19 protein-coding genes and 1 pseudogene are annotated in these 17,416 nt (G+C 70.8%); 10 read left to right on the top strand and 10 right to left on the bottom strand.

What is annotated here, in order from left to right; translation table 11 throughout:
- Window positions 1-80 precede the first annotated feature (80 nt).
- The gene (locus IOD14_RS41365; protein WP_212672953.1) at window positions 81-854 is read left to right on the top strand and encodes a TetR/AcrR family transcriptional regulator; all 774 of its coding nucleotides are present in this window, start codon (window positions 81-83) and stop codon (window positions 852-854) included.
- On the opposite strand, the gene IOD14_RS41370 is transcribed toward IOD14_RS41365, so the two are convergent.
- A complete protein-coding gene (locus tag IOD14_RS41370) occupies window positions 837-1,832 on the bottom strand; it encodes a WD40 repeat domain-containing protein (RefSeq protein ID WP_212672954.1) in 996 nt (331 codons plus the stop codon). The two genes, IOD14_RS41365 and IOD14_RS41370, sit on opposite strands and share 18 nt — an antisense overlap.
- 357 nt (window positions 1,833-2,189) lie before the next feature.
- On the opposite strand from IOD14_RS41370, the gene IOD14_RS41375 reads away from it, so the two are divergent.
- Complete coding sequence (locus tag IOD14_RS41375) at window positions 2,190-2,867, top strand: GDSL-type esterase/lipase family protein (protein ID WP_123990028.1); 678 nt, start codon at window positions 2,190-2,192, stop codon at window positions 2,865-2,867.
- Between the two features lie 22 nt (window positions 2,868-2,889).
- Here the strand turns inward: IOD14_RS41375 and IOD14_RS41380 are convergent, their stop codons facing one another.
- From IOD14_RS41380 to IOD14_RS41395, 4 genes are all read right to left on the bottom strand, one after another.
- Window positions 2,890-3,630, bottom strand: coding sequence for a carbonic anhydrase (locus IOD14_RS41380; RefSeq protein WP_249126196.1), 741 nt, complete (start codon window positions 3,628-3,630; stop codon window positions 2,890-2,892).
- A 164-nt stretch (window positions 3,631-3,794) separates the two neighbouring features.
- A complete protein-coding gene (locus tag IOD14_RS41385) occupies window positions 3,795-4,607 on the bottom strand; it encodes an ABC transporter permease (protein WP_212672955.1) in 813 nt (270 codons plus the stop codon).
- Window positions 4,604-5,548 carry an ATP-binding cassette domain-containing protein gene (locus IOD14_RS41390; RefSeq protein WP_123990030.1) on the bottom strand — a complete coding sequence of 315 codons (945 nt, stop codon included), beginning with the start codon at window positions 5,546-5,548 and terminating at the stop codon, window positions 4,604-4,606. The genes IOD14_RS41385 and IOD14_RS41390 overlap by 4 nt, the downstream gene beginning before the upstream one ends.
- 28 nt (window positions 5,549-5,576) lie before the next feature.
- Entirely contained in the window at window positions 5,577-6,242 is a 666-nt protein-coding gene (locus IOD14_RS41395; RefSeq protein WP_123990031.1) for a DUF4097 family beta strand repeat-containing protein, read from the bottom strand.
- 223 nt (window positions 6,243-6,465) lie between these two features.
- Here IOD14_RS41395 and IOD14_RS41400 point away from each other — a divergent pair, with 223 nt between their 5' ends.
- The 4 genes and pseudogenes from IOD14_RS41400 (at window position 6,466) to IOD14_RS41415 (ending at window position 9,340) form a co-directional block, all read left to right on the top strand.
- On the top strand, window positions 6,466-7,242 hold the full coding sequence (locus IOD14_RS41400) for a helix-turn-helix domain-containing protein (protein WP_123990032.1): 777 nt from the start codon (window positions 6,466-6,468) through the stop codon (window positions 7,240-7,242).
- A gap of 61 nt (window positions 7,243-7,303) precedes the next feature.
- Window positions 7,304-7,938 (top strand): annotated as a pseudogene (locus IOD14_RS41405) (1,4-alpha-glucan branching protein).
- Window positions 7,939-8,012: 74 nt separating this feature from the next.
- On the top strand, window positions 8,013-8,396 hold the full coding sequence (locus tag IOD14_RS41410) for a DoxX family protein (RefSeq protein ID WP_123990034.1): 384 nt from the start codon (window positions 8,013-8,015) through the stop codon (window positions 8,394-8,396).
- Window positions 8,397-8,419: 23 nt separating this feature from the next.
- The gene (locus tag IOD14_RS41415; protein ID WP_212672956.1) at window positions 8,420-9,340 is read left to right on the top strand and encodes an RNA polymerase sigma-70 factor; all 921 of its coding nucleotides are present in this window, start codon (window positions 8,420-8,422) and stop codon (window positions 9,338-9,340) included.
- 16 nt (window positions 9,341-9,356) lie between these two features.
- On the opposite strand, the gene IOD14_RS41420 is transcribed toward IOD14_RS41415, so the two are convergent.
- Window positions 9,357-10,958, bottom strand: a complete 1,602-nt coding sequence (locus tag IOD14_RS41420; RefSeq protein ID WP_212672957.1) for an amidase — start codon at window positions 10,956-10,958, stop codon at window positions 9,357-9,359.
- A 124-nt stretch (window positions 10,959-11,082) separates the two neighbouring features.
- On the opposite strand from IOD14_RS41420, the gene IOD14_RS41425 reads away from it, so the two are divergent.
- The gene (locus IOD14_RS41425) at window positions 11,083-12,075 is read left to right on the top strand and encodes an aldo/keto reductase (RefSeq protein WP_123990037.1); all 993 of its coding nucleotides are present in this window, start codon (window positions 11,083-11,085) and stop codon (window positions 12,073-12,075) included.
- 195 nt (window positions 12,076-12,270) lie between these two features.
- Here the strand turns inward: IOD14_RS41425 and thpR are convergent, their stop codons facing one another.
- Window positions 12,271-12,843, bottom strand: a complete 573-nt coding sequence (gene thpR / locus IOD14_RS41430; RefSeq protein ID WP_212672958.1) for an RNA 2',3'-cyclic phosphodiesterase — start codon at window positions 12,841-12,843, stop codon at window positions 12,271-12,273.
- A 26-nt stretch (window positions 12,844-12,869) separates the two neighbouring features.
- Between thpR and IOD14_RS41435 the strand changes: the two genes are divergently transcribed.
- Window positions 12,870-13,400: a GNAT family N-acetyltransferase gene (locus IOD14_RS41435; protein ID WP_123990039.1), complete on the top strand. Its 531-nt coding sequence runs from the start codon at window positions 12,870-12,872 to the stop codon at window positions 13,398-13,400.
- 3 nt (window positions 13,401-13,403) lie between these two features.
- Here the strand turns inward: IOD14_RS41435 and IOD14_RS41440 are convergent, their stop codons facing one another.
- Both IOD14_RS41440 and IOD14_RS41445 read right to left on the bottom strand, forming a co-directional pair.
- The gene (locus IOD14_RS41440; protein WP_249126197.1) at window positions 13,404-14,750 is read right to left on the bottom strand and encodes an MFS transporter; all 1,347 of its coding nucleotides are present in this window, start codon (window positions 14,748-14,750) and stop codon (window positions 13,404-13,406) included.
- A gap of 25 nt (window positions 14,751-14,775) precedes the next feature.
- Entirely contained in the window at window positions 14,776-15,213 is a 438-nt protein-coding gene (locus IOD14_RS41445) for a MarR family transcriptional regulator (RefSeq protein WP_123990041.1), read from the bottom strand.
- Between the two features lie 145 nt (window positions 15,214-15,358).
- Between IOD14_RS41445 and IOD14_RS41450 the strand changes: the two genes are divergently transcribed.
- Window positions 15,359-15,547: a hypothetical protein gene (locus tag IOD14_RS41450; protein WP_020140336.1), complete on the top strand. Its 189-nt coding sequence runs from the start codon at window positions 15,359-15,361 to the stop codon at window positions 15,545-15,547.
- Here IOD14_RS41450 and IOD14_RS41455 read toward each other — a convergent pair.
- The gene (locus IOD14_RS41455) at window positions 15,540-16,934 is read right to left on the bottom strand and encodes an NCS2 family permease (protein ID WP_212672959.1); all 1,395 of its coding nucleotides are present in this window, start codon (window positions 16,932-16,934) and stop codon (window positions 15,540-15,542) included. The genes IOD14_RS41450 and IOD14_RS41455 overlap by 8 nt on opposite strands.
- Before the next feature lie 111 nt (window positions 16,935-17,045).
- On the opposite strand from IOD14_RS41455, the gene IOD14_RS41460 reads away from it, so the two are divergent.
- Window positions 17,046-17,318 carry a DUF2530 domain-containing protein gene (locus IOD14_RS41460; protein ID WP_123990043.1) on the top strand — a complete coding sequence of 91 codons (273 nt, stop codon included), beginning with the start codon at window positions 17,046-17,048 and terminating at the stop codon, window positions 17,316-17,318.
- The last annotated feature ends 98 nt before the right edge of the window (window positions 17,319-17,416 follow it).

The following is a 17,416-nucleotide window of genomic DNA, read 5'->3' on the forward strand; positions in this document are numbered from 1 at the left end:
CTTCTCCTTCTCAACTGAGTACACCGTACCCGATTACGCGTACACTGTACTCAGTTTTTTGCCGGAACTAAGCTGCCCCCATGACGAGCAGCGGGGAAACCAGTGGCGCCGGGGACATCGTCCGCACGCTCGAACTGCTGTGGGACGGCGGACCGCGGCCCAGCCGGGGCCCGAAGCCCGGTCTGACGCTGGACCGGATCGTGGAAGCAGCCGTCCGGATCGCGGACGAGGAGGGGTTGGGCGCGGTCTCGATGCGGCGGATCGCCACCGAGCTCGGCACCGGCGCGATGTCGCTGTACCGGTACGTCCCCGGCAAGGCCGAGCTGCTCGACCTGATGCTCGACCGCGTCCAGCGCCCGTCCGAGAACCCGGCCGACCTCGGCGACGGCACCTGGCGTGCCGCCCTGGAGGCCATGGCCCGCGCCACGCTCGCTCTCTACACCCGCCACCCCTGGCTGCTCGGCGTCAACCAGGCCCGGCCGCTGCTCGGCCCGAGCGCGCTGGACGGCATGGAGAAGATCCTCGGCCGGATCCGCCCGATGGGGCTGACCGATCCGGAGCTGGTGTCGGCGGTCATCATGGTCGACGGGTACGTCGTCGGGGCCGCGCGCACGCAGGTCTACCAGCGGGAGGCGGAGCGGACGACGGGCATGACGACCGCCGACTTCTTCGCCGCCCAGGCCCCGTTCCTCGAGAAGGTCATGACCACCGGCCGCTACCCCGTTCTCGAGTCCGTCGCCGAGGACACCTGGAGCCCGGCGTTCGACCACTTCGAGTTCGGGCTGCAGCGGATCCTGGACGGCCTGGAGGTGTTCGTGTCCGGCCGGCGCGAGGGCTCAGGAACGGCGGAATAGCCGGCGGAGACCGAAGAGGGCGGCGACAGCTCCCAGGGCGAGGGCGCCGATCTTGATGGTGCCGTCGGAGTTCCCGCCGCCGTCGCTTCCGGAGGCCGCGGAACTCCCGCTCCCGGAGGGCGAGTCGGACCCGCCGCCACCGGGCGCGTCCTGTGCCTCCACCTCGCTGTCGGCGCCCTCCATGCCGAGCAGGATCTTGGTTCCGTCCGGGGAGTAGGAGACAGACTCGCCCTGCCCGAGGGGCACGCTGATCCGCCCCTTCTTCTCGAGGTCGCCGCCGTTCCAGTCGTACCAGATGCCGCCGAAGTAGCCGCGTACGACGAGCCGTTCGCCGTCGGGTGAGAAGGCGGCGTCGGTGGCCCACAGGTCGACGGCCTTGACGGGCTTGAAGACGTTCGTGCCCTTGGGGGAGAGGGTGGCGGGGCCCGCGTAGAGATGCCCGCCGTTTTCCTGCTTGTCGATGATGTAGACGCGTCCGGTCCTGGGATGGACGACCATCGACTCGGCGTCGCGCGAGCCGTCGGTGTACTTCACGACGTACTGGGTGGCCTTGACGGACTGGTCCTTCAGTTCCTTCGGTTCGGGCAGCTTGTAGATCCACACGTAGGGCCAGGTGACCCCGTCGTTGTCACCGATGTCGCCGACCCAGATCTGGTTGTCGGGCCCCATGGAGATGGCCTCGACGTCCCGCGGGGTGCCCACGCCGGTCATGGTGATCCGGGCGACGGTCCTGCCGGTGGCGCTGTCGACGGCGTACAGGTAGGCGCCGGTGTCCTGGTCGTTGTGGGTCCAGTAGATGCCGGGGTGCCGCCGCGAGGCGGCGAGCCCGCTGGACTCGGTGATCCGGGGGTCGCTGATGGTGAACCCCTCGTCCCCCTTCCCGTCCCCGCCGGCAGCGGAGGCGGGCACGGCGGCGGCGGGCAGGCCGAGGCCGCCCATGAGCAGGATCCCGACGATCAGACCAAGGCGTCGACGCATGCCCCAAGCCTGCCATCCCGGCGGGCGATCGAAGGGGCGGGGAGGGGGAGGGGGGAGGCTGCGTCGGGCGTGGGTGGAGGGGCCGGGTCGGGGGCGCGGTGGGAGGCGGGGGCGCGGACGCGAGGGTGCGAGGCCGGACCCGGGGGGCGCGGTGGCAGGCCGGACCCCAAGAGGCGCGGACGCGAGGGGTAAGAGGCCGGACCGCGGGGGCGCGGGCGCGAGCGCCGCCCCGAGAGCACCGTCGCGGGGGAGGCACCGGCGGCTGATGCCCGGCAGCGCGGCCGTGGTCGTGGGCGTCGGCGTCGGCGTGGTCGGGCTCACATGCCACCGTGGCCGTCGATGATCCATCATGAGCGGATGCTCAGATTCATGCCGGTCGGCGATTCGATGACGATCGGGAGCGCGGGTGAGCACACCTGGCGGTACCGGATGTGGCAGCACCTGCGAGGCACCTACGGCGGGCCCTTCGCCCTCGTGGGCCCGCGCGAGACGCTGTACGACAAGGCGGCCGACGCCCCGACGTCGTACGAGTACGCCGATCCCGACTTCCCCCGGGCCCACCTGGCCGGCTGGGGCGAGGGCTGGCTGCACATGGCCCCGTTGATCGGCGACGCCGTGCGCGCACACCGGGCGGATGTGCTCCTGGTGTCGCTCGGCCTGATCGACCTGGGCTTCTACACGAACGCGGAACAGACCTCCGAGAACGTCCGTGCCTTCGTCGCCGAGGCCCGCCGGGCGAACCCCCGGATCCGCATGGCCGTCCTCCCGGTGATCCCGAACGTCCGGGCCGAGTCGGACCCTCCCTTCGCCGCGGAGGTCACCCGCTTCAACGAGCTTCTGGCCAAGGCGATCGCGGACCTGGACGAGCCCCGCTCCCCCCTGCTGCCCGCCTCGCCTCCGTCGTCGTACGACATCAACCACGACACCTACGACGGCACCCACCCGAACGCGAGCGGCGAGCACAAGATCGCGGCGGCCTTCGCGGCGGCCATGCACCAGGCGTGGGACCTGGGCGAGCCCTACGAGGCCGGCTGAGGGGCCGGCCCCTCCCGACGGCTCAGCCGAGGCGGTGCACCCGCTGGGTGGTCAGCTCGTAGCGGGCGCCCACCACGGCCAGTTCGCCCGAGTCGACCTTGGCGGCGAGATCGGGTTCCGCCGCGAGCCGTGCCCGCACGAGCCGTATGTTGGCGTCGACCGTCGAGTCGACGCGGGCGTCCCCGGACTTCGTACGGTCGATCGCCGGACTGATCTGATCGGCCAGGTACTGGATGTGGGCGGGTAGTCGGGCACCCGACTCGTCCGCCTGGACCGTCGCCTTCACGGCCCCGCACGACTGGTGGCCGAGCACCATCAGCAGCGGGATCCCCAGTTCGAGCACCCCGTAGGCGAGGCTGCCGAGCACGGCCTCGTCGAGTACCTGGCCCGCGGTGCGCACGGTCATCAGATCTCCGAGGCCCTGGTCGAAGACCAGTTCCGGCGCCACCCGGGAGTCGATGCAGCCGAGCACCAGGGCGAAGGGGTGCTGAGCGGTCGTCAGCGACTGCCGGACGGCGGGTGTCTCGTCGGGGTGCCGCTCGCGGTAGGCGCGCCAGCGCCGGTTGCCCTCGGCCAGCTCGTGCAGGGCCTCCTCGGCGGTGGTGGGCCGCTTGCGCGGAGCAGGCGCGGCGGGCATCGAGGGCGCGGCGACGGCGGCCGGGACGCCTGCGGCGAGGCCGGTGCCGAGGGCCGCGGTACCGGTGAGCGCGGCGCGCAGGAGGGCGCGCCGCGCGGTTGTGTGGGGTTCGTGATCAGAGTTCACGCAGGGGAACGTACGTCCGAACCGATCCCTTTCCCTTCGGATTGCCCTTTCATGGACGGGCGTTGCCGTTTCATGGGCAGGGGATGAACTGTTCTTGGTCGGCGCCGGACCGCTCAACCTGCATGCGGGGCGCGGGAGTTGGCCCGCGCCCCGCACCCTGCCGGTCACTTCGGGTCTGCGTTGAACTTCGCGGTCGACCAGCGGTAGCCGAGTACCGCGAGGCCGAGGCACCAGGCGACGGCGAGCCAGCCGTTGGCGCCGATCTCCGTGCCGAGGAGCAGACCGCGCAGGGTCTCGATGGCCGGGGTGAAGGGCTGGTACTCGGCGATCGGCTGGAACCAGCCCGGCATCGCGTCGACCGGCACGAACGCGCTGGAGATGAGCGGCAGGAAGATCAGCGGCATCGCGTTGTTGCTGGCGGCCTCGGCGTTGGGGCTGATCAGGCCCATGCCGACCGCGATCCAGGTGAGCGCCGTGGCGAAGAGCACGAGCAGTCCGAAGGCCGCGAGCCATTCCAGGGCGGTGGCGTCGGTGGAGCGGAAGCCGATGGCCACGCCGACCGCGCCGACGAGGACCACGCTGATGACGGACTGGAGCACGCTGCCGACGACGTGCCCGACCAGCACCGAACCGCGGTGGATCGCCATGGTGCGGAAGCGGGCGATGATGCCCTCGGTCATGTCGTTGGAGACGGAGACGGCCGTGCCGATCGTGGTGGAGCCGATGGTCATCAGGAGCAGGCCGGGGACGAGATAGGCGATGTAGTCGGAGCGGTCGCCGCCGCCGATGCCCGCGCTCATGGTGCCGCCGAAGACGTAGACGAAGAGCAGCAACAGCATGATCGGTGTGAGCAGCAGGTTCAGGGTCAGCGAGGGGTAGCGCCGGGCGTGCAGGAGGTTGCGGCGCAGCATCGTGGACGAGTCGCGCACGGCGAGGGAGAGCCGTGACGGGCGGGCGGGGGCCGGAGAGGTGCTCATCGGACGGTCTCCTTGGGCTGGTCGGTCCCGGTCAGGGCGAAGAACACGTCGTCCAGATCGGGGGTGTGCAGGGACAGTTCGTCGGCCTCGATACCGGCGGTGTCGAGCCGGTCCAGTACGGTGCGCAGTTCGCGTTGGCTGCCGTCGCTGGGGAGTTGGAGGGTGAGCGCCTCGTCGTCGCCGACGGCCTCGCCCAGGGCGGAGGCGGCGCTGCGGTAGGCGGCCGGGTCGGTGAAGCGGAGCCGGACATGACCGCCGGGGATGAGCCGCTTCAGTTCCTCGGCGCTGCCCTCGGCGACGATCCTGCCGTCGTTCAGCACCGCGATACGGTCCGCGAGTTCGTCCGCCTCCTCCAGGTACTGGGTGGTCAGGAAGACGGTCACCCCGTCGGAGACCAGCTCGCGGATGATCTGCCACATGTTGTGGCGGGCCCGCGGGTCCAGGCCGGTGGTCGGCTCGTCGAGGAAGATGATCCGCGGACCGCCCACCAGCGTCATGGCGATGTCCAGACGGCGCTTCATCCCGCCGGAGTAGGTGGAGGCCGGCTTCTTCGCCGCGTCCGTCAGGTCGAAGCGCTCCAGCAGTTCGGCCGCCACCCGACGCCCCTCGCTCTTGGGCAGGTGGTGCAGGTCCGCCATCAGGAGCATGTTCTCCTCGCCGGTGATCAGCCCGTCCACCGCGGAGAACTGGCCGGTGACCCCGATCGCGGCCCGCACGGCCTGCGGATCGCCTGCCAGATCGTGTCCCGCGACCTGGGCCCGACCGCCGTCGGCACCGATCAGCGTGGACAGAATCTTCACGGCGGTCGTCTTGCCCGCCCCGTTCGGCCCGAGCAGGGAGAAGATCGTGCCCGTCGGCACCCGGATGTCGATGCCGTCGAGGACGGTCTTGTCCCCGTAGGACTTGCGCAGTCCGTTCGTGGCGATGGCCAGGTCGGTCATGGTGAATGCTCCTTGTGGGGGCTGCGGGTCAGAGGCTGCGGGCGGTGATGTCGCCCTGGGAGGTCGTGGCGCGGATGGTGAGGCCGGCCTCGGCGCCTTCGGCGTTCTTGAGGGTGTTGTGGACGCGGCCGTAGGAGGTGCCGGCGTCCAGTGAGGCCGAGGCCGAGGCGCCGACGGTGATGTCGCCCGACTGGGTGCTGAGGACGACCTCGCCGGTGACGGCCTCGTTGACGGTGATGTCGCCGCGCTGGGTGCTGATCTCGCCGGATCCGGTCAGCCGGCCGACGGTGATGTGGCCGTCGGCCGCGGTCAGGCGCAGGCTCGCGGCCTCGTCGATCTTGACCGGGCCGTGGGCGCCTTCGAAGGCGATGTCACCGAGGCGCCCCACGGCCCGGAACTCGGCGGCGGCGGCCTTGGCCCGGACGTGGGAGCCGGCGGGCAGTTGAACCGTGATCTCGACGGAGCCGGAGGGGCCGAAGTACTGGTTCCTGGCGGCCGGGGCGCTGATCCGCAGGACGCCGTCGCGGTGGTCGACCTCGAACTGTTCGGCGGCCTTGGTGTCGCGCTTCCTGGCGGGGTCGGTGGGCCGGATCTCGACGGTGGTGTCGGCGCGGTCGGCGGCGATGACCTGGAGGCGTCCGGCGGGGAGGTCGATGACGGTGGTGACGGGGGTGGTGGTGTCGAACTTCTGCATGAGGTGCTCCTGCACTCGTCGCTGTTTCCGATGAACGAAAAGCTACGTTGCGTTCACGGATTAGGCAACGCACTTGTTGCGCACGTCCCTAATCACCGCAGGTTAGAGCAGCAATTTCATTGCAACGATTCTGAAAGTAACGCAACGCCCGCCATGCGCTCGTTGCAATAGAGTGGCAGTGAACGCTATGCTGCGGACACCAGGAACCACGAAGGAGACCGCGATGCCGGGAGGCAGGCTCACCCAGCAGGAACGCCAGGAGATCGCCCTGGGAGTGGCCGACGGCCTCGCCTACGCGGAGATCGCCCGCCGCCTCGATCGCCCCACCTCGACCATCACCCGCGAGGTCATGCGCAACGGCGGTCCCACCGCCTACCGCGCCGACCTCGCCCACCGCGCCACCGAACGCCGCGCCCACCGCCGGCGGCAGGCGGCACCCCGCGGGCCGCAGGCCCCCCAGCAGGCCCACGGGCGCGACCCCGAGGCGGTGCGCGAGTACGAGGAGACGTTCACCACCGTCCTCATGCAGACGGGCGCGCCCAAGATGATGTCGAGGGTGCTGACCTGCCTCTACACCAGCGACACCGGCAGCCTGACGGCCGCCGAGCTCGTCCAGCGCCTCCAGGTCAGCCCGGCCTCCATCTCCAAGGCCATCAGCTACCTGGAGAACCAGGGCCTGGTCCGCCGGGAACGCGACGACCGGCGCCGTGAGCGCTATGTCGCCGACGACGACGTCTGGTACCAGTCCATGATCGCCAGCGCCCGCGGCACCATCATGCTCGCCGAGACCGCCCGGCAGGGTGTGGGGGTCCTCGGCCCGGGCACCCCGGCCGCCACCCGCCTGGAGAACATCGCCCGCTTCCTCGACTTCGTCTCCGAGAGCATCACCCGCGCCGCGGACCAGGCCCGCGAGGTCCTGCACACAAAACCGGAGACACCCTCGGACGCACCGGAGAACCCCTCGGACGAGTCGGAGAGCCCCGCGGACAGCGACAACTGAGCGTCGGCCTCGCCCTCAAAACGGATGAGTTCCCCCGCGGTCGGCTGACAGAATCCGCCGCATGGCGATCATCCACAACACCACCCTCGAGCCCACCAAGCTGGAACTGCTCACCGCCTGGCTGCCCACCCGTCCGTGGTACACCGGCACCGGCACACCGGAGTTGGCCAAGGCCGGCGGCTTCCGGCTGGACGACCCGGAGGGCGAGGTCGGCATCGAGTTCATGGTGGCCGTCGACTCCTCAGGCCCCGAACCCGTCGCCTATCTGGCCCCCTCACCTACCGCGCCGCCCCGCTCCCCGGCGCCGACCACGCCCTCGTCGGCACCATGGAACACGGCGTACTGGGCCCCCGCTGGGCCTACGACGGCTTCCACGACCCGGTACTGCGCACCGAACTCCTGGCCCTGTTCGAGGGCCGCGCCCAGGCGATGGCCCAGAGCATCAGCGACACCCCCGACCACGAGATCACCCACGCCTGCACGGTCTCCGGTCTCCCTGTCCCCGAGGGCCCCGTCGAGGTCACCGAGGACCAGGACGGCACCGGGTTCGCCCTCCCGGACGGCACGGCCGTCCGCCTGCACCGGCGCCCGCGGCCCACCGCCCCCGAGGGCGCGACCGGCCAGGTCTCCGGGGTCTGGGACGCACCGGACGGCACCCGTGCCCGAGCCGTCTTCGTGAGCCTGCGCACCCCCTGACACCGGCCGTGTCACAGCGGCGGAGGCTGTCTCGTCCCGAGAGGTGAAGGCACGCCTCGACCAAGGAGTGGACGATGAACCTCGCGCTGTGGATCGCCGCAGGACTGCTGGCCGCCGTGGCCCTGACCGGTGGTGTCACCAAGACCTTCGTGCCCCGGGAGAAGCTGGCCGCGGCGCACGGCGGAGGGTGGACGGGAGACGTCGGCCCGGCCTTCGTCAAGCTGCTCGGCATCCTCGAGATCCTGGCCGCGGCGGGCCTGGTCCTGACCGCCGCGCTCGACATCGCACCGGTTCTCGTCCCCGTGACCGCCGTCTGCTGGGTCCTGCTGATGGCCGGTGCGATGATCACGCACGGCCGCCGGGGCGAGTCGGGGCTCGTCGCACTGAACCTGGCGTATCTGGCCCTCGCGGTGTTCATCGCGTGGGGCCGCTTCGGCCCCGAGTCCTTCACCGGCTGACCCACGACGACCGAGGAACCGTGATGAGCAGGACCGAGGAGTTCCAGGCGCTGCAACCGCTGCTGTTCTCGATCGCCTACCGGATCCTCGGCAGCGTCGGCGAGGCCGAGGACGCGGTCCAGGAGACCTGGCTGCGTTACGAGGCCACCCCGACCGAGCCCAGGTCCGTGAAGGCCTACCTCTCGACCACGGTGACCCGGATCGCGATCGACGTACTGCGCTCGGCGCGGGTCCGCCGCGAGCAGTACGTCGGGGACTGGCTGCCCGAACCACTCCTCGACGACCCCTACGACGATCCCGCGCGGGCGGCGGAACTGGCCGACTCGGTGTCGATGGCGGCGCTGCTGCTCCTGGAGCGGCTCAGCCCACTGGAGCGCGCGGTGTTCGTCCTGAGGGAGGTCTTCGACTTCGGCTTCCCCGAGGTCGCGTCGGCGGTGGGCCGCTCCGAGCAGGCCTGCCGCCAGCTCGCTTCCCGGGCCCGGCGCCACATGGCGGCGGGCCGCCCCCGCTTCGCGGCGGACCGCGCGGAACGCGAGGAGCTGGCGTCCCGCTTCTTCGACGCCCTCCGCGAGGGCGACATGGCCGGACTCCGGGGGCTTCTCGCCGCCGACGTGTCCATGGTCGGTGACGGCGGCGGCAAGGCACCGCAGCTCGCCAGGGCGATCACCGGCGCGCAGAACGTGGCCCGGCTGCTCGGCTCGGTCTTCCCCCGGATGGCCCGCGCCGAGGTGACCTTCGAGCCGCACGAGCTGAACGGCCAGCCGGGCGCGGTCTTCCGCGACCGTGACGGCAGGGTCCTGCACACCCTGGCCCTGGACATCCTCGACGGCCGCGTCCGGACGATCCGCACGGTGATCAACCCCGACAAGCTGCGGCACCTGGGCCCGGTGGCGGACGCGTGGGCCGTCGACCGGGAGGTCCGGGCGGGCCGCCCCCGGGGCTGACCGTCGCCGACCGGGGTCAGAACCCCACGTCCGCCGCCCGGTACGTCGGCGCCCGCCGCACCCTGCTCGCCCGCTCGTACGCGTACGCGAGCCGCAGCAGCACCGGCTCGCTCCACGCCGTCCCCATGAACGTCACCCCGACAGGCAGGCCGAAAGCGAACCCCGCCGGCACACTCACCGCGGGGTAGCCGGCGAGGGCGGCGGGCGTGGACGCGCCGCCGCCGTAGGTGTCGCCCCGGATCAGGTCGATCTTGGCCGGGGGACCGGACGTCGGCATGACGAGGGCGTCGAGGCGGTGTCGGCGCAGTACCGCGTCGATGCCCTCCGCCCGGGACAGCCGACGGTTCACGGCCAGCGCCTCCTCGTACTCCCGCTGCGAGAAGTCCAGCCGCTCCACCGTCTCCAGGCCGTCCTGCCGTGCGTAGCGCAGCTCACGGTCGGCGTGCGCGCGGTTGAAGGCGATCAACTCCCTCAGGTCGCGCGGGTGTTCACCGCCGGCTGCGGCCAGGTAGGTGTTCAGGGCGCGCTTGAACTCGTAGGCCTGGACGACCATCGAGCCGGGCAGGTCCTCCAGTTGCTCGGCCGTGGGGATGTCCGCCGGGTCGACGACGACGGCACCGGCCGCGCGCATCACCGCGATCGCCCGTTCCGCGATCTCGTCGGCGTGGTCGCTGTAGCCGAAGTACACGGTCCGCGGGACGCCGATCCGGGCCCCGCGCAGTCCGTCCGCGTCCAGGAAGCGGGTGTAGTCGCGGTGGGAGTGTCCCCGGCTCGCCGCCGTCGCCGGGTCCCTCGCGTCGACGCCGACGAGCGTGCCGAGCATGATCGCCGCGTCCCGGACCGTGCGGGCCATCGGACCGACGCTGTCCTGGCTGGGCACTCCGGGGATCACCCCGCCGCGGCCGACCAGTCCGACGGTCGGTTTGACCCCGACGACGCAGTTCGCCGACGACGGGTCGATGATCGAGCCGTTGGTCTCGGTGCCGATGCCGGCGACGCACAGGTTGGCCGCGACGGCGACGCCCGTGCCGGAGCTGGACTCGTTGGGCGAGCGGTCCAGCTTGTACGGGTTGCGGGTCTGGCCGCCGCGCGCGCTCCAGCCGGCGTGGTGGGTGAGCGAGAGGCCACCGGCCCACTCGCTGAGGTTGGTCTTGCCGAGGATGACGGCACCGGCGGCCCGGAGCCGGGCGGCGACCGTGGCGTCCCGCGTGGGCCGGAGCCCTTCCAGGGCGAGGGAGCCGGCCGTGGTGTGCATCCGGTCAGCGGTCTCGACCAGGTCCTTCAGGACGACGGGCATGCCGTGCAGCGGGCCACGGGGTCGGCCGCCCGCGTCCAGCCGCCGTGCCTCCCGCAGCGCGTCGGGGTTGACCTCGATCACGGCGTGCAGGAGCGGATCGATGCGCTCGATCCGCTCCAGGTAGTGGCGGGTGAGCCGCTCGGCGTCGAGCCGTCCCCGGTCCATCAGGGCGCGCAGCTCGGTGATGCCCAGCTCGTCGAACTCCCCGCCCCCGGTGTCGGCCCGGGCCGGGGCCGTGCCCAGCCAGGGCGTGGCCGCCGCCGCGGTGCCGAGCGCCAGCACGCTCCGCCGGGTGGCGCGGATTCCCTCCGTGTGTGTCATGCACTGCACGTTAGAGACGAAACCGTCCCAACTCCCTCCGGCTGCCCCCCGGTTCCGCAGGGGAGCAATCCCCCGGAAGGACATGCTTGCCTTGAGCGCACTCGAAGGCGTTGGCTGAGGGGTCATGAAGTACACGCAGCTCGGACGCACCGGACTCAAGGTCAGCCGACTCGTCCTCGGCACCATGAACTTCGGCCCGCAGACCGACGAGACCGACTCCCACGCGATCATGGATTCGGCTCTCGACGCGGGAATCAACTACTTCGACACCGCCAACGTGTACGGCTGGGGCGAGAACAAGGGCCGTACCGAGGAGATCATCGGCAACTGGTTCGCGAAGAGCGCCGCCAACCGCGACAGGACGGTCCTCGCCACCAAGGTCTACGGCAACATGGCCGCGGACGGCGAGGCATGGCCGAACCACGACAAGCTGTCGGCCCTGAACATCCGCCGTGCCGTGGACGCCTCGCTCAAGCGGCTCCGGACCGACTACATCGACATCTACCAGTTCCACCACGTCGACCGCGCCACTCCCTTCGAGGAGATCTGGCAGGCGATCGACACCCTCGTCCAGCAGGGCAAGATCCTGTACGCCGGGTCCTCCAACTTCCCCGGCTACAAGATCGCCCAGGCCAACGAGATCGCCGCGCGGCGAGGCGGCACCATCGGACTGGTCAGCGAGCAGTGCCTGTACAACCTCGCCGAGCGGCGTGCCGAGATGGAGGTCATCCCGGCCGCCCAGGAGTACGGCCTCGGCGTGATCCCCTGGTCCCCGCTGCACGGCGGTCTGCTCGGCGGGGTCATCAAGAAGGAGGTCGAGGGCGGCCGCCGCGCCTCGGGCCGCGCCGCCGACACCCTCGCCGACCCGGCCAAGCGCGCCCAGATCCAGTCCTACGAGGACCTGCTGGAGAAGCACGGCCTGGAGCCCGGCGAGGCGGCCCTGGCGTGGCTGCTGACCCGCCCCGGCGTCACGGGCCCGATCGTCGGCCCGCGCACGGCGGAGCAGCTCGAGTCGGCGATCAGGGCGGTCGAGCTGGAGCTGAGCGAGGAGGTCCTGGCGGGCCTGGACGAGATCTTCCCGGGCCCGGGCCCGTCCCCGGAGGCCTTCGCCTGGTAGCGCACGGAAGCGGTGGCGCCCCTGCAGGGGTGCGGGGAACTGCGCGACCGGCCACGACGGCGCGGCAGCCGGAGGACCGGCCGCAGTTCCCCGGCGCTACCGCCCGAGCGCCGCGGCCAGGACAACAACGACGAACATCATCACCAGTACACCGGCCATGATCCGGTTCCGTGTCTTCGGGTCCACGCGTCGAGCCTAACCGGCCCCGCCCAGCGCCCAGCGCCCGACCACCTCGTACCGGGGCTGCTCCCCCGGCACCCCGGCCTTCGGCAGATTGCTCCGCACCAGCGCCAGCTCGTCGACGGTCCAGGTGCGGCTGGTGAACCCGTCGAGCACGTCCAGACACGGCCGTACGTCCACCGCCTCCCGACTGCGCGCCACGGTCAGATGCGCCTTGTACCGCCGGTGCTCCCCCATCTCCACCCCGGCCTTGCGCGCCGCCGCCTCCGCGCGCTCGGCGAGCAGCCGCAGCACCGGCAGCTCCCCGTCCGCCCCCGCCCACAGCGCCCGCCCGTGCCCGAACTGCCCGCCCCCGCGCACGGCCAGCGAGAAGGCGGGCGTCCGCCGGGCCGCCCGCTCCAGCCGCTCCGACAGGTCCGGTACGACGTCCTCGTCGACCTCGCCGTAGAAGGCGAGCGTGAAGTGCCAGCCGGCAACGCCGGTCCAGCGCAGCCCGGACGCTCCGGGAAGCCGCCTCAACTCGGCCACTTTCAGGGCGAGTTCGTCGGACACGTCCTGCGGGGGCAGCACCGCGGCGAAGAGTCTCATGAGGGCAAGCCTGTCACCATGGGCGCATGGAGATCAGCATCAGGGACGGCGGCCGCGACGACATACCCGTGATCCTCGGCATGCTCGACAGCTGCGTGGAGTGGCTGGTCGCGCAGGGACGCCCCGGCCAGTGGGGGACCGAGCCGCTGTCCGGGAGCCCCAGGACGGTGGAGTCCGTCGCCCGGTACGTCGACGAGGGCAGCGTGTTCATCGCCGAGGCCGACGGCGTGCCGGCCGCGACTCTCACGATCACCGACTCGCCGGGCGCCTACCTGGCCCATCTCCCGCCGCCCGGCGAGCCCGAGCGGTACATCCACTGGCTGGCCTCCGACCGCCGCTTCAAGGGCCACGGCGTGGGCAGCGCCCTCCTCGCGCACGCCGCCGAGGCGACCCGGCGCGCGGGCGTCGACCTGCTGCGGGTGGACTGCTACGCCGGTGACGACCGCAAGCTGGTCGCCTACTACGAGGCCAACGGCTTCACCCCGACGGAGACGTACACCGCCGGGGTGAACCACGACTGGCCGGGCCAGGTGCTGGCCAGGCGCGTGCGGCCGTAGGGCTCAGGCCGCCGCGGCCAGCTGCTCCTGCGTCTCGCGCGGCACGAACCGGACCTGCGGGTGGCCGCGGTTCCAGCCGACGGACAGCCGCAGGTTGCCGACGCGGGCCAGGACCAGACCGATCGTCACGGCCGCCACGGCGGCGATCGCGCCGCCCACCGCGAGGCCGGCGCGGACGCCGTACGCGTCGGTGATCCAGCCGGCGATCGGCGCGCCGATCGGGGAGCCGCCCATGAACACCATCATGTAGAGGGCCATCACGCGGCCCCGCATGGCCGGGTCGGTGGCCATCTGGACGCTGGTGTTCGCTGTGACGTTGACCGTCATGCCGAACATCCCGATCGGGGCCATGAGCAGGGCGAACAGCCACAGGGAGGGGGCCAGGGCGGCCACCATCTCCAGGGTGCCGAAGGCCACCGCGCCCACGACCAGCACCCGCATGCGGGCGGTGCCGCGCCGGGCCGCGAGCAGCGCGCCGGCCAGGGAGCCGACCGCCATCACCGTGTTGAAGAGGCTGTAGGAGCCGGCGCCCGCGTGGAAGACGTCGTCGGCGAAGGCCGAGAGGTAGACGGGGAAGTTGAAGCCGAAGGTGGACACGAACCCGACCAGGACGATGGTCCAGATCAGCTCCGGCCGCTTGGCCACGTACTGCAGGCCCTCCCGCAGCTGTCCCTTGCCGCGCGGGGCGCGCTCGACGACGTACAGCTCACGTGCCCGCATCATCAGCAGCCCGACGAGCGGGGCGACGAAGGACAGTCCGTTGGCGAGGAACGCCCAGCCGGTGCCCACACCGGTGATCATGACGCCGGCGACGGCGGGGCCGATCAGGCGGGCCGACTGGAAGTTCGCGGAGTTCAGGCTGACCGCGTTCTGGAGCTGGTCGGGGCCGACCATCTCGGAGACGAAGGACTGGCGGGCCGGGTTGTCCACGACCGTCGCGAGGCCCACGGCGAAGGCGGCGAGGTAGACGTGCCAGACCTGGACCTGGCCGGTCAGGGTGAGGACGGCGAGCGCGATACCGGTGGCGCCCATCGCGGACTGCGTGAACAGCAGCGCGCGGCGCTTGGGCAGCCGGTCGACGAGGACACCGCCGTAGAGGCCGAAGAGCAGCATCGGCAGGAACTGCAGGGCGGTCGTGACGCCGACGGCGGTGGCGGAGCCGGTGAGGCTGAGCACCAGCCAGTCCTGCGCGATGCGCTGCATCCAGGTGCCGATGTTGGAGACGACCTGGCCCATGAAGAACAGGCGGTAGTTCCTGACCTTCAGGGAGCTGAACATGGATGACTTGCGGGAGACAGAGGTAGAAGGGATCGGTGCGGGGGCGGAAGGTGCTCCGGGTCCCGTACTCAAAGTGCAGTCGCCTCCTCGTTGCGGCTTACAGATGTGCGAGTTTCTCCAGCACGGGGGCGGCGGCACGCAGTTTCGCCCACTCGTCCTCGTCGAGGCCGTCGACCAGGGTGGCCAGGAAGGCGTTCCGCTTGGCGCGGCTCTCCGCGAGCATGGCCTCGGCCTGCTCGGTCTTCGTGACGACCTTCTGGCGCCGGTCCTCGGGGTGCGGCTCCAGCCGGACGAGTCCCTTGGCCTCCAGCAGTGCCACGATGCGGGTCATCGACGGCGGCTGGACGTGCTCCTTGCGGGCGAGCTCGCCCGGGGTGGCCTTGCCGCAGATGGTGAGGGTGCCCAGGACCGACATCTCGGTGGGGCTCAGCGACTCGTCGACGCGCTGGTGCTTGAGCCGACGGGACAGTCGCATCACGGCTGATCGCAGGGAGTTCACGGCGGCAGCGTCGTCGCCATGGGTAAGGTCCGGCATCTCTTTAGCGTAACTCATTACTCTGGCTAAACAAGCTGGCGGGGGCCGGGATTCCCGTGACCCAGGCCACTGAAACCCGATCTTCACCCATACGAGTGAGTCGACAGCGGAAAGTGAACGCCGCTCCCCGTCGGCGGCGACCCTCGTGTTCATGGGGACCAGCGTGCTCAGCCTGCGGATAGACGGGGAGCTGCTCGAACGGCTCCGGGACCATGCGGCGAAAAGGGGAATGAGCGTCCAGGACTATGTGATCCGGACGCTCATTCGAGACGACTTCGACGAGCGGTTCCAGACCGCCGTCGACGAGACCGAGAAGTTCTACGGGGTCACGTGAGACCCAGTGCCGGCATCAGGTAGTAGAAGGCGAAGACGGCGGAGACCACGTACATCGCCACCGGGATCTCCCGGCCCCGTCCCGCCGCCAGGCGCAGCACCACGAAGGCGATGAAGCCCATGCCGATGCCGTTGGTGATCGAGTAGGTGAACGGCATCATCACCATGGTGATGAAGGCCGGGATCGCGATGGTGTAGTCGGCCCAGTCGATGTCCGTGACCGAGTTCGCCAGGATCATGAAGCCCACCGCGAGAAGAGCGGGGGTGGCCGCCTGGGACGGGACCATCGTGGCGACGGGCGTGAGGAACAGCGCGATCGCGAAGAGACCGCCGGTCACCACGTTCGCGAAACCGGTGCGGGCGCCCTCGCCGACACCCGCGGTCGACTCGACGAACGCCGTGGTCGCCGACGACGAACTCGCACCGCCCGCGGCGACCGCGAGGCCGTCGACGAAGAGGACCTTGTTGATGCCGGGCATCTGGCCCTGGGCGTCGGTGAGCTTGGCCTCGTCGGAGACGCCCATGATCGTGCCCATCGCGTCGAAGAAGCACGACAGCAGGACCGTGAAGACGAAGAGGACACCGGTCAGTACGCCGACCTTGTCGAAGCCGCCGAAGAGGCTCACCTTGCCGAGCAGGCCGAAGTCCGGGGTGGCGACGGGGTTGCCGGGCCACTTCGGGATCGTGAGGCCCCAGGACGGGACCTTGGCGACGGCCTCGATGATCACCGCGAGGACCGTCATCGTGACGATCGAGATCAGGATCGCGCCGGGGACCTTGCGGACGATGAGGGCGAGGGTGAGCAGGACGCCCAGGACGAAGACCAGGACCGGCCAGCCGTTGAGGTGACCGTCGGCGCCGAGCTGGAGCGGGACGGTGGTCTGGGCGGCGTCCGGGATACGGGAGACGAAGCCGGAGTCCACGAGGCCGATCAGCATGATGAACAGGCCGATACCGATGGAGATCGCCTTGCGCAGCCCGAAGGGCACCGCGTTCATCACCCGCTCGCGCAGACCCGTGGCGACCAGCAGCATCACGATGAAGCCCGCCAGGACCACCATGCCCATCGCGTCCGGCCAGGACATCCGGGGCGCGAGCTGGAGCGCGACGACCGAGTTCACGCCGAGACCCGCGGCCAGCGCGATCGGGACGTTGCCGACCACGCCCATGAGGAGCGTGGTGAAGGCGGCGGTCACGGCGGTCGCGGTGACCAGCTGGCCGTTGTCCAGGTGATGGCCGTACATGTCCTTGGCGCTGCCGAGGATGATCGGGTTCAGCACGATGATGTAGGCCATCGCGAAGAACGTGGCGAAGCCGCCCCGGACCTCCCGGGGCAGGCTGCTGCCCCTCTCGGAGATCTTGAAGTAGCGGTCGAGGGCGGTCGGCATTGGATGTTCCTACGAGCAGAAGTGGACAGACACAAACCGTTTCAGTATGAACGTATAAGGCCGGGGTGACCATCTCCGCGCGTAGATGTGATCGCCTCGTAAGCTGGGTCCATGGCCGGCTTCTTCTCGGGACCCATCAAGCACGAGGCGCCGGAGCCCCTGGAGGGCCCCGTCGTCGCCACCGTCACCGGTGGCACGATCCTCTGGTTCGTGCTCTTCCTCGTGCAGCTTCCCTTCTACGGCTGGTTCGCGGACCACGGGCACACCTGGTGGCTGTGGACCTGCCTGGCCGGGGGCGGGCTCGGGCTGTACGGCATCTGGTTCGTCCGCAAGCGCGAGGCCGCGATCAAGCGGGCGGCGGCCGCGGAGCCTGCTGCCGAGTGACGAGCACTCCCTAGTACCACGGCATCATTCGCCCGTTCCCGTCTCCTCCCCAGGTCGGAACTTCCGGTCACTCGGCGGGTGAAGCCGCAAAACCGCAC

This window comes from Streptomyces sp. A2-16 (genome assembly GCF_018128905.1).
GTDB lineage: Bacteria > Actinomycetota > Actinomycetes > Streptomycetales > Streptomycetaceae > Streptomyces.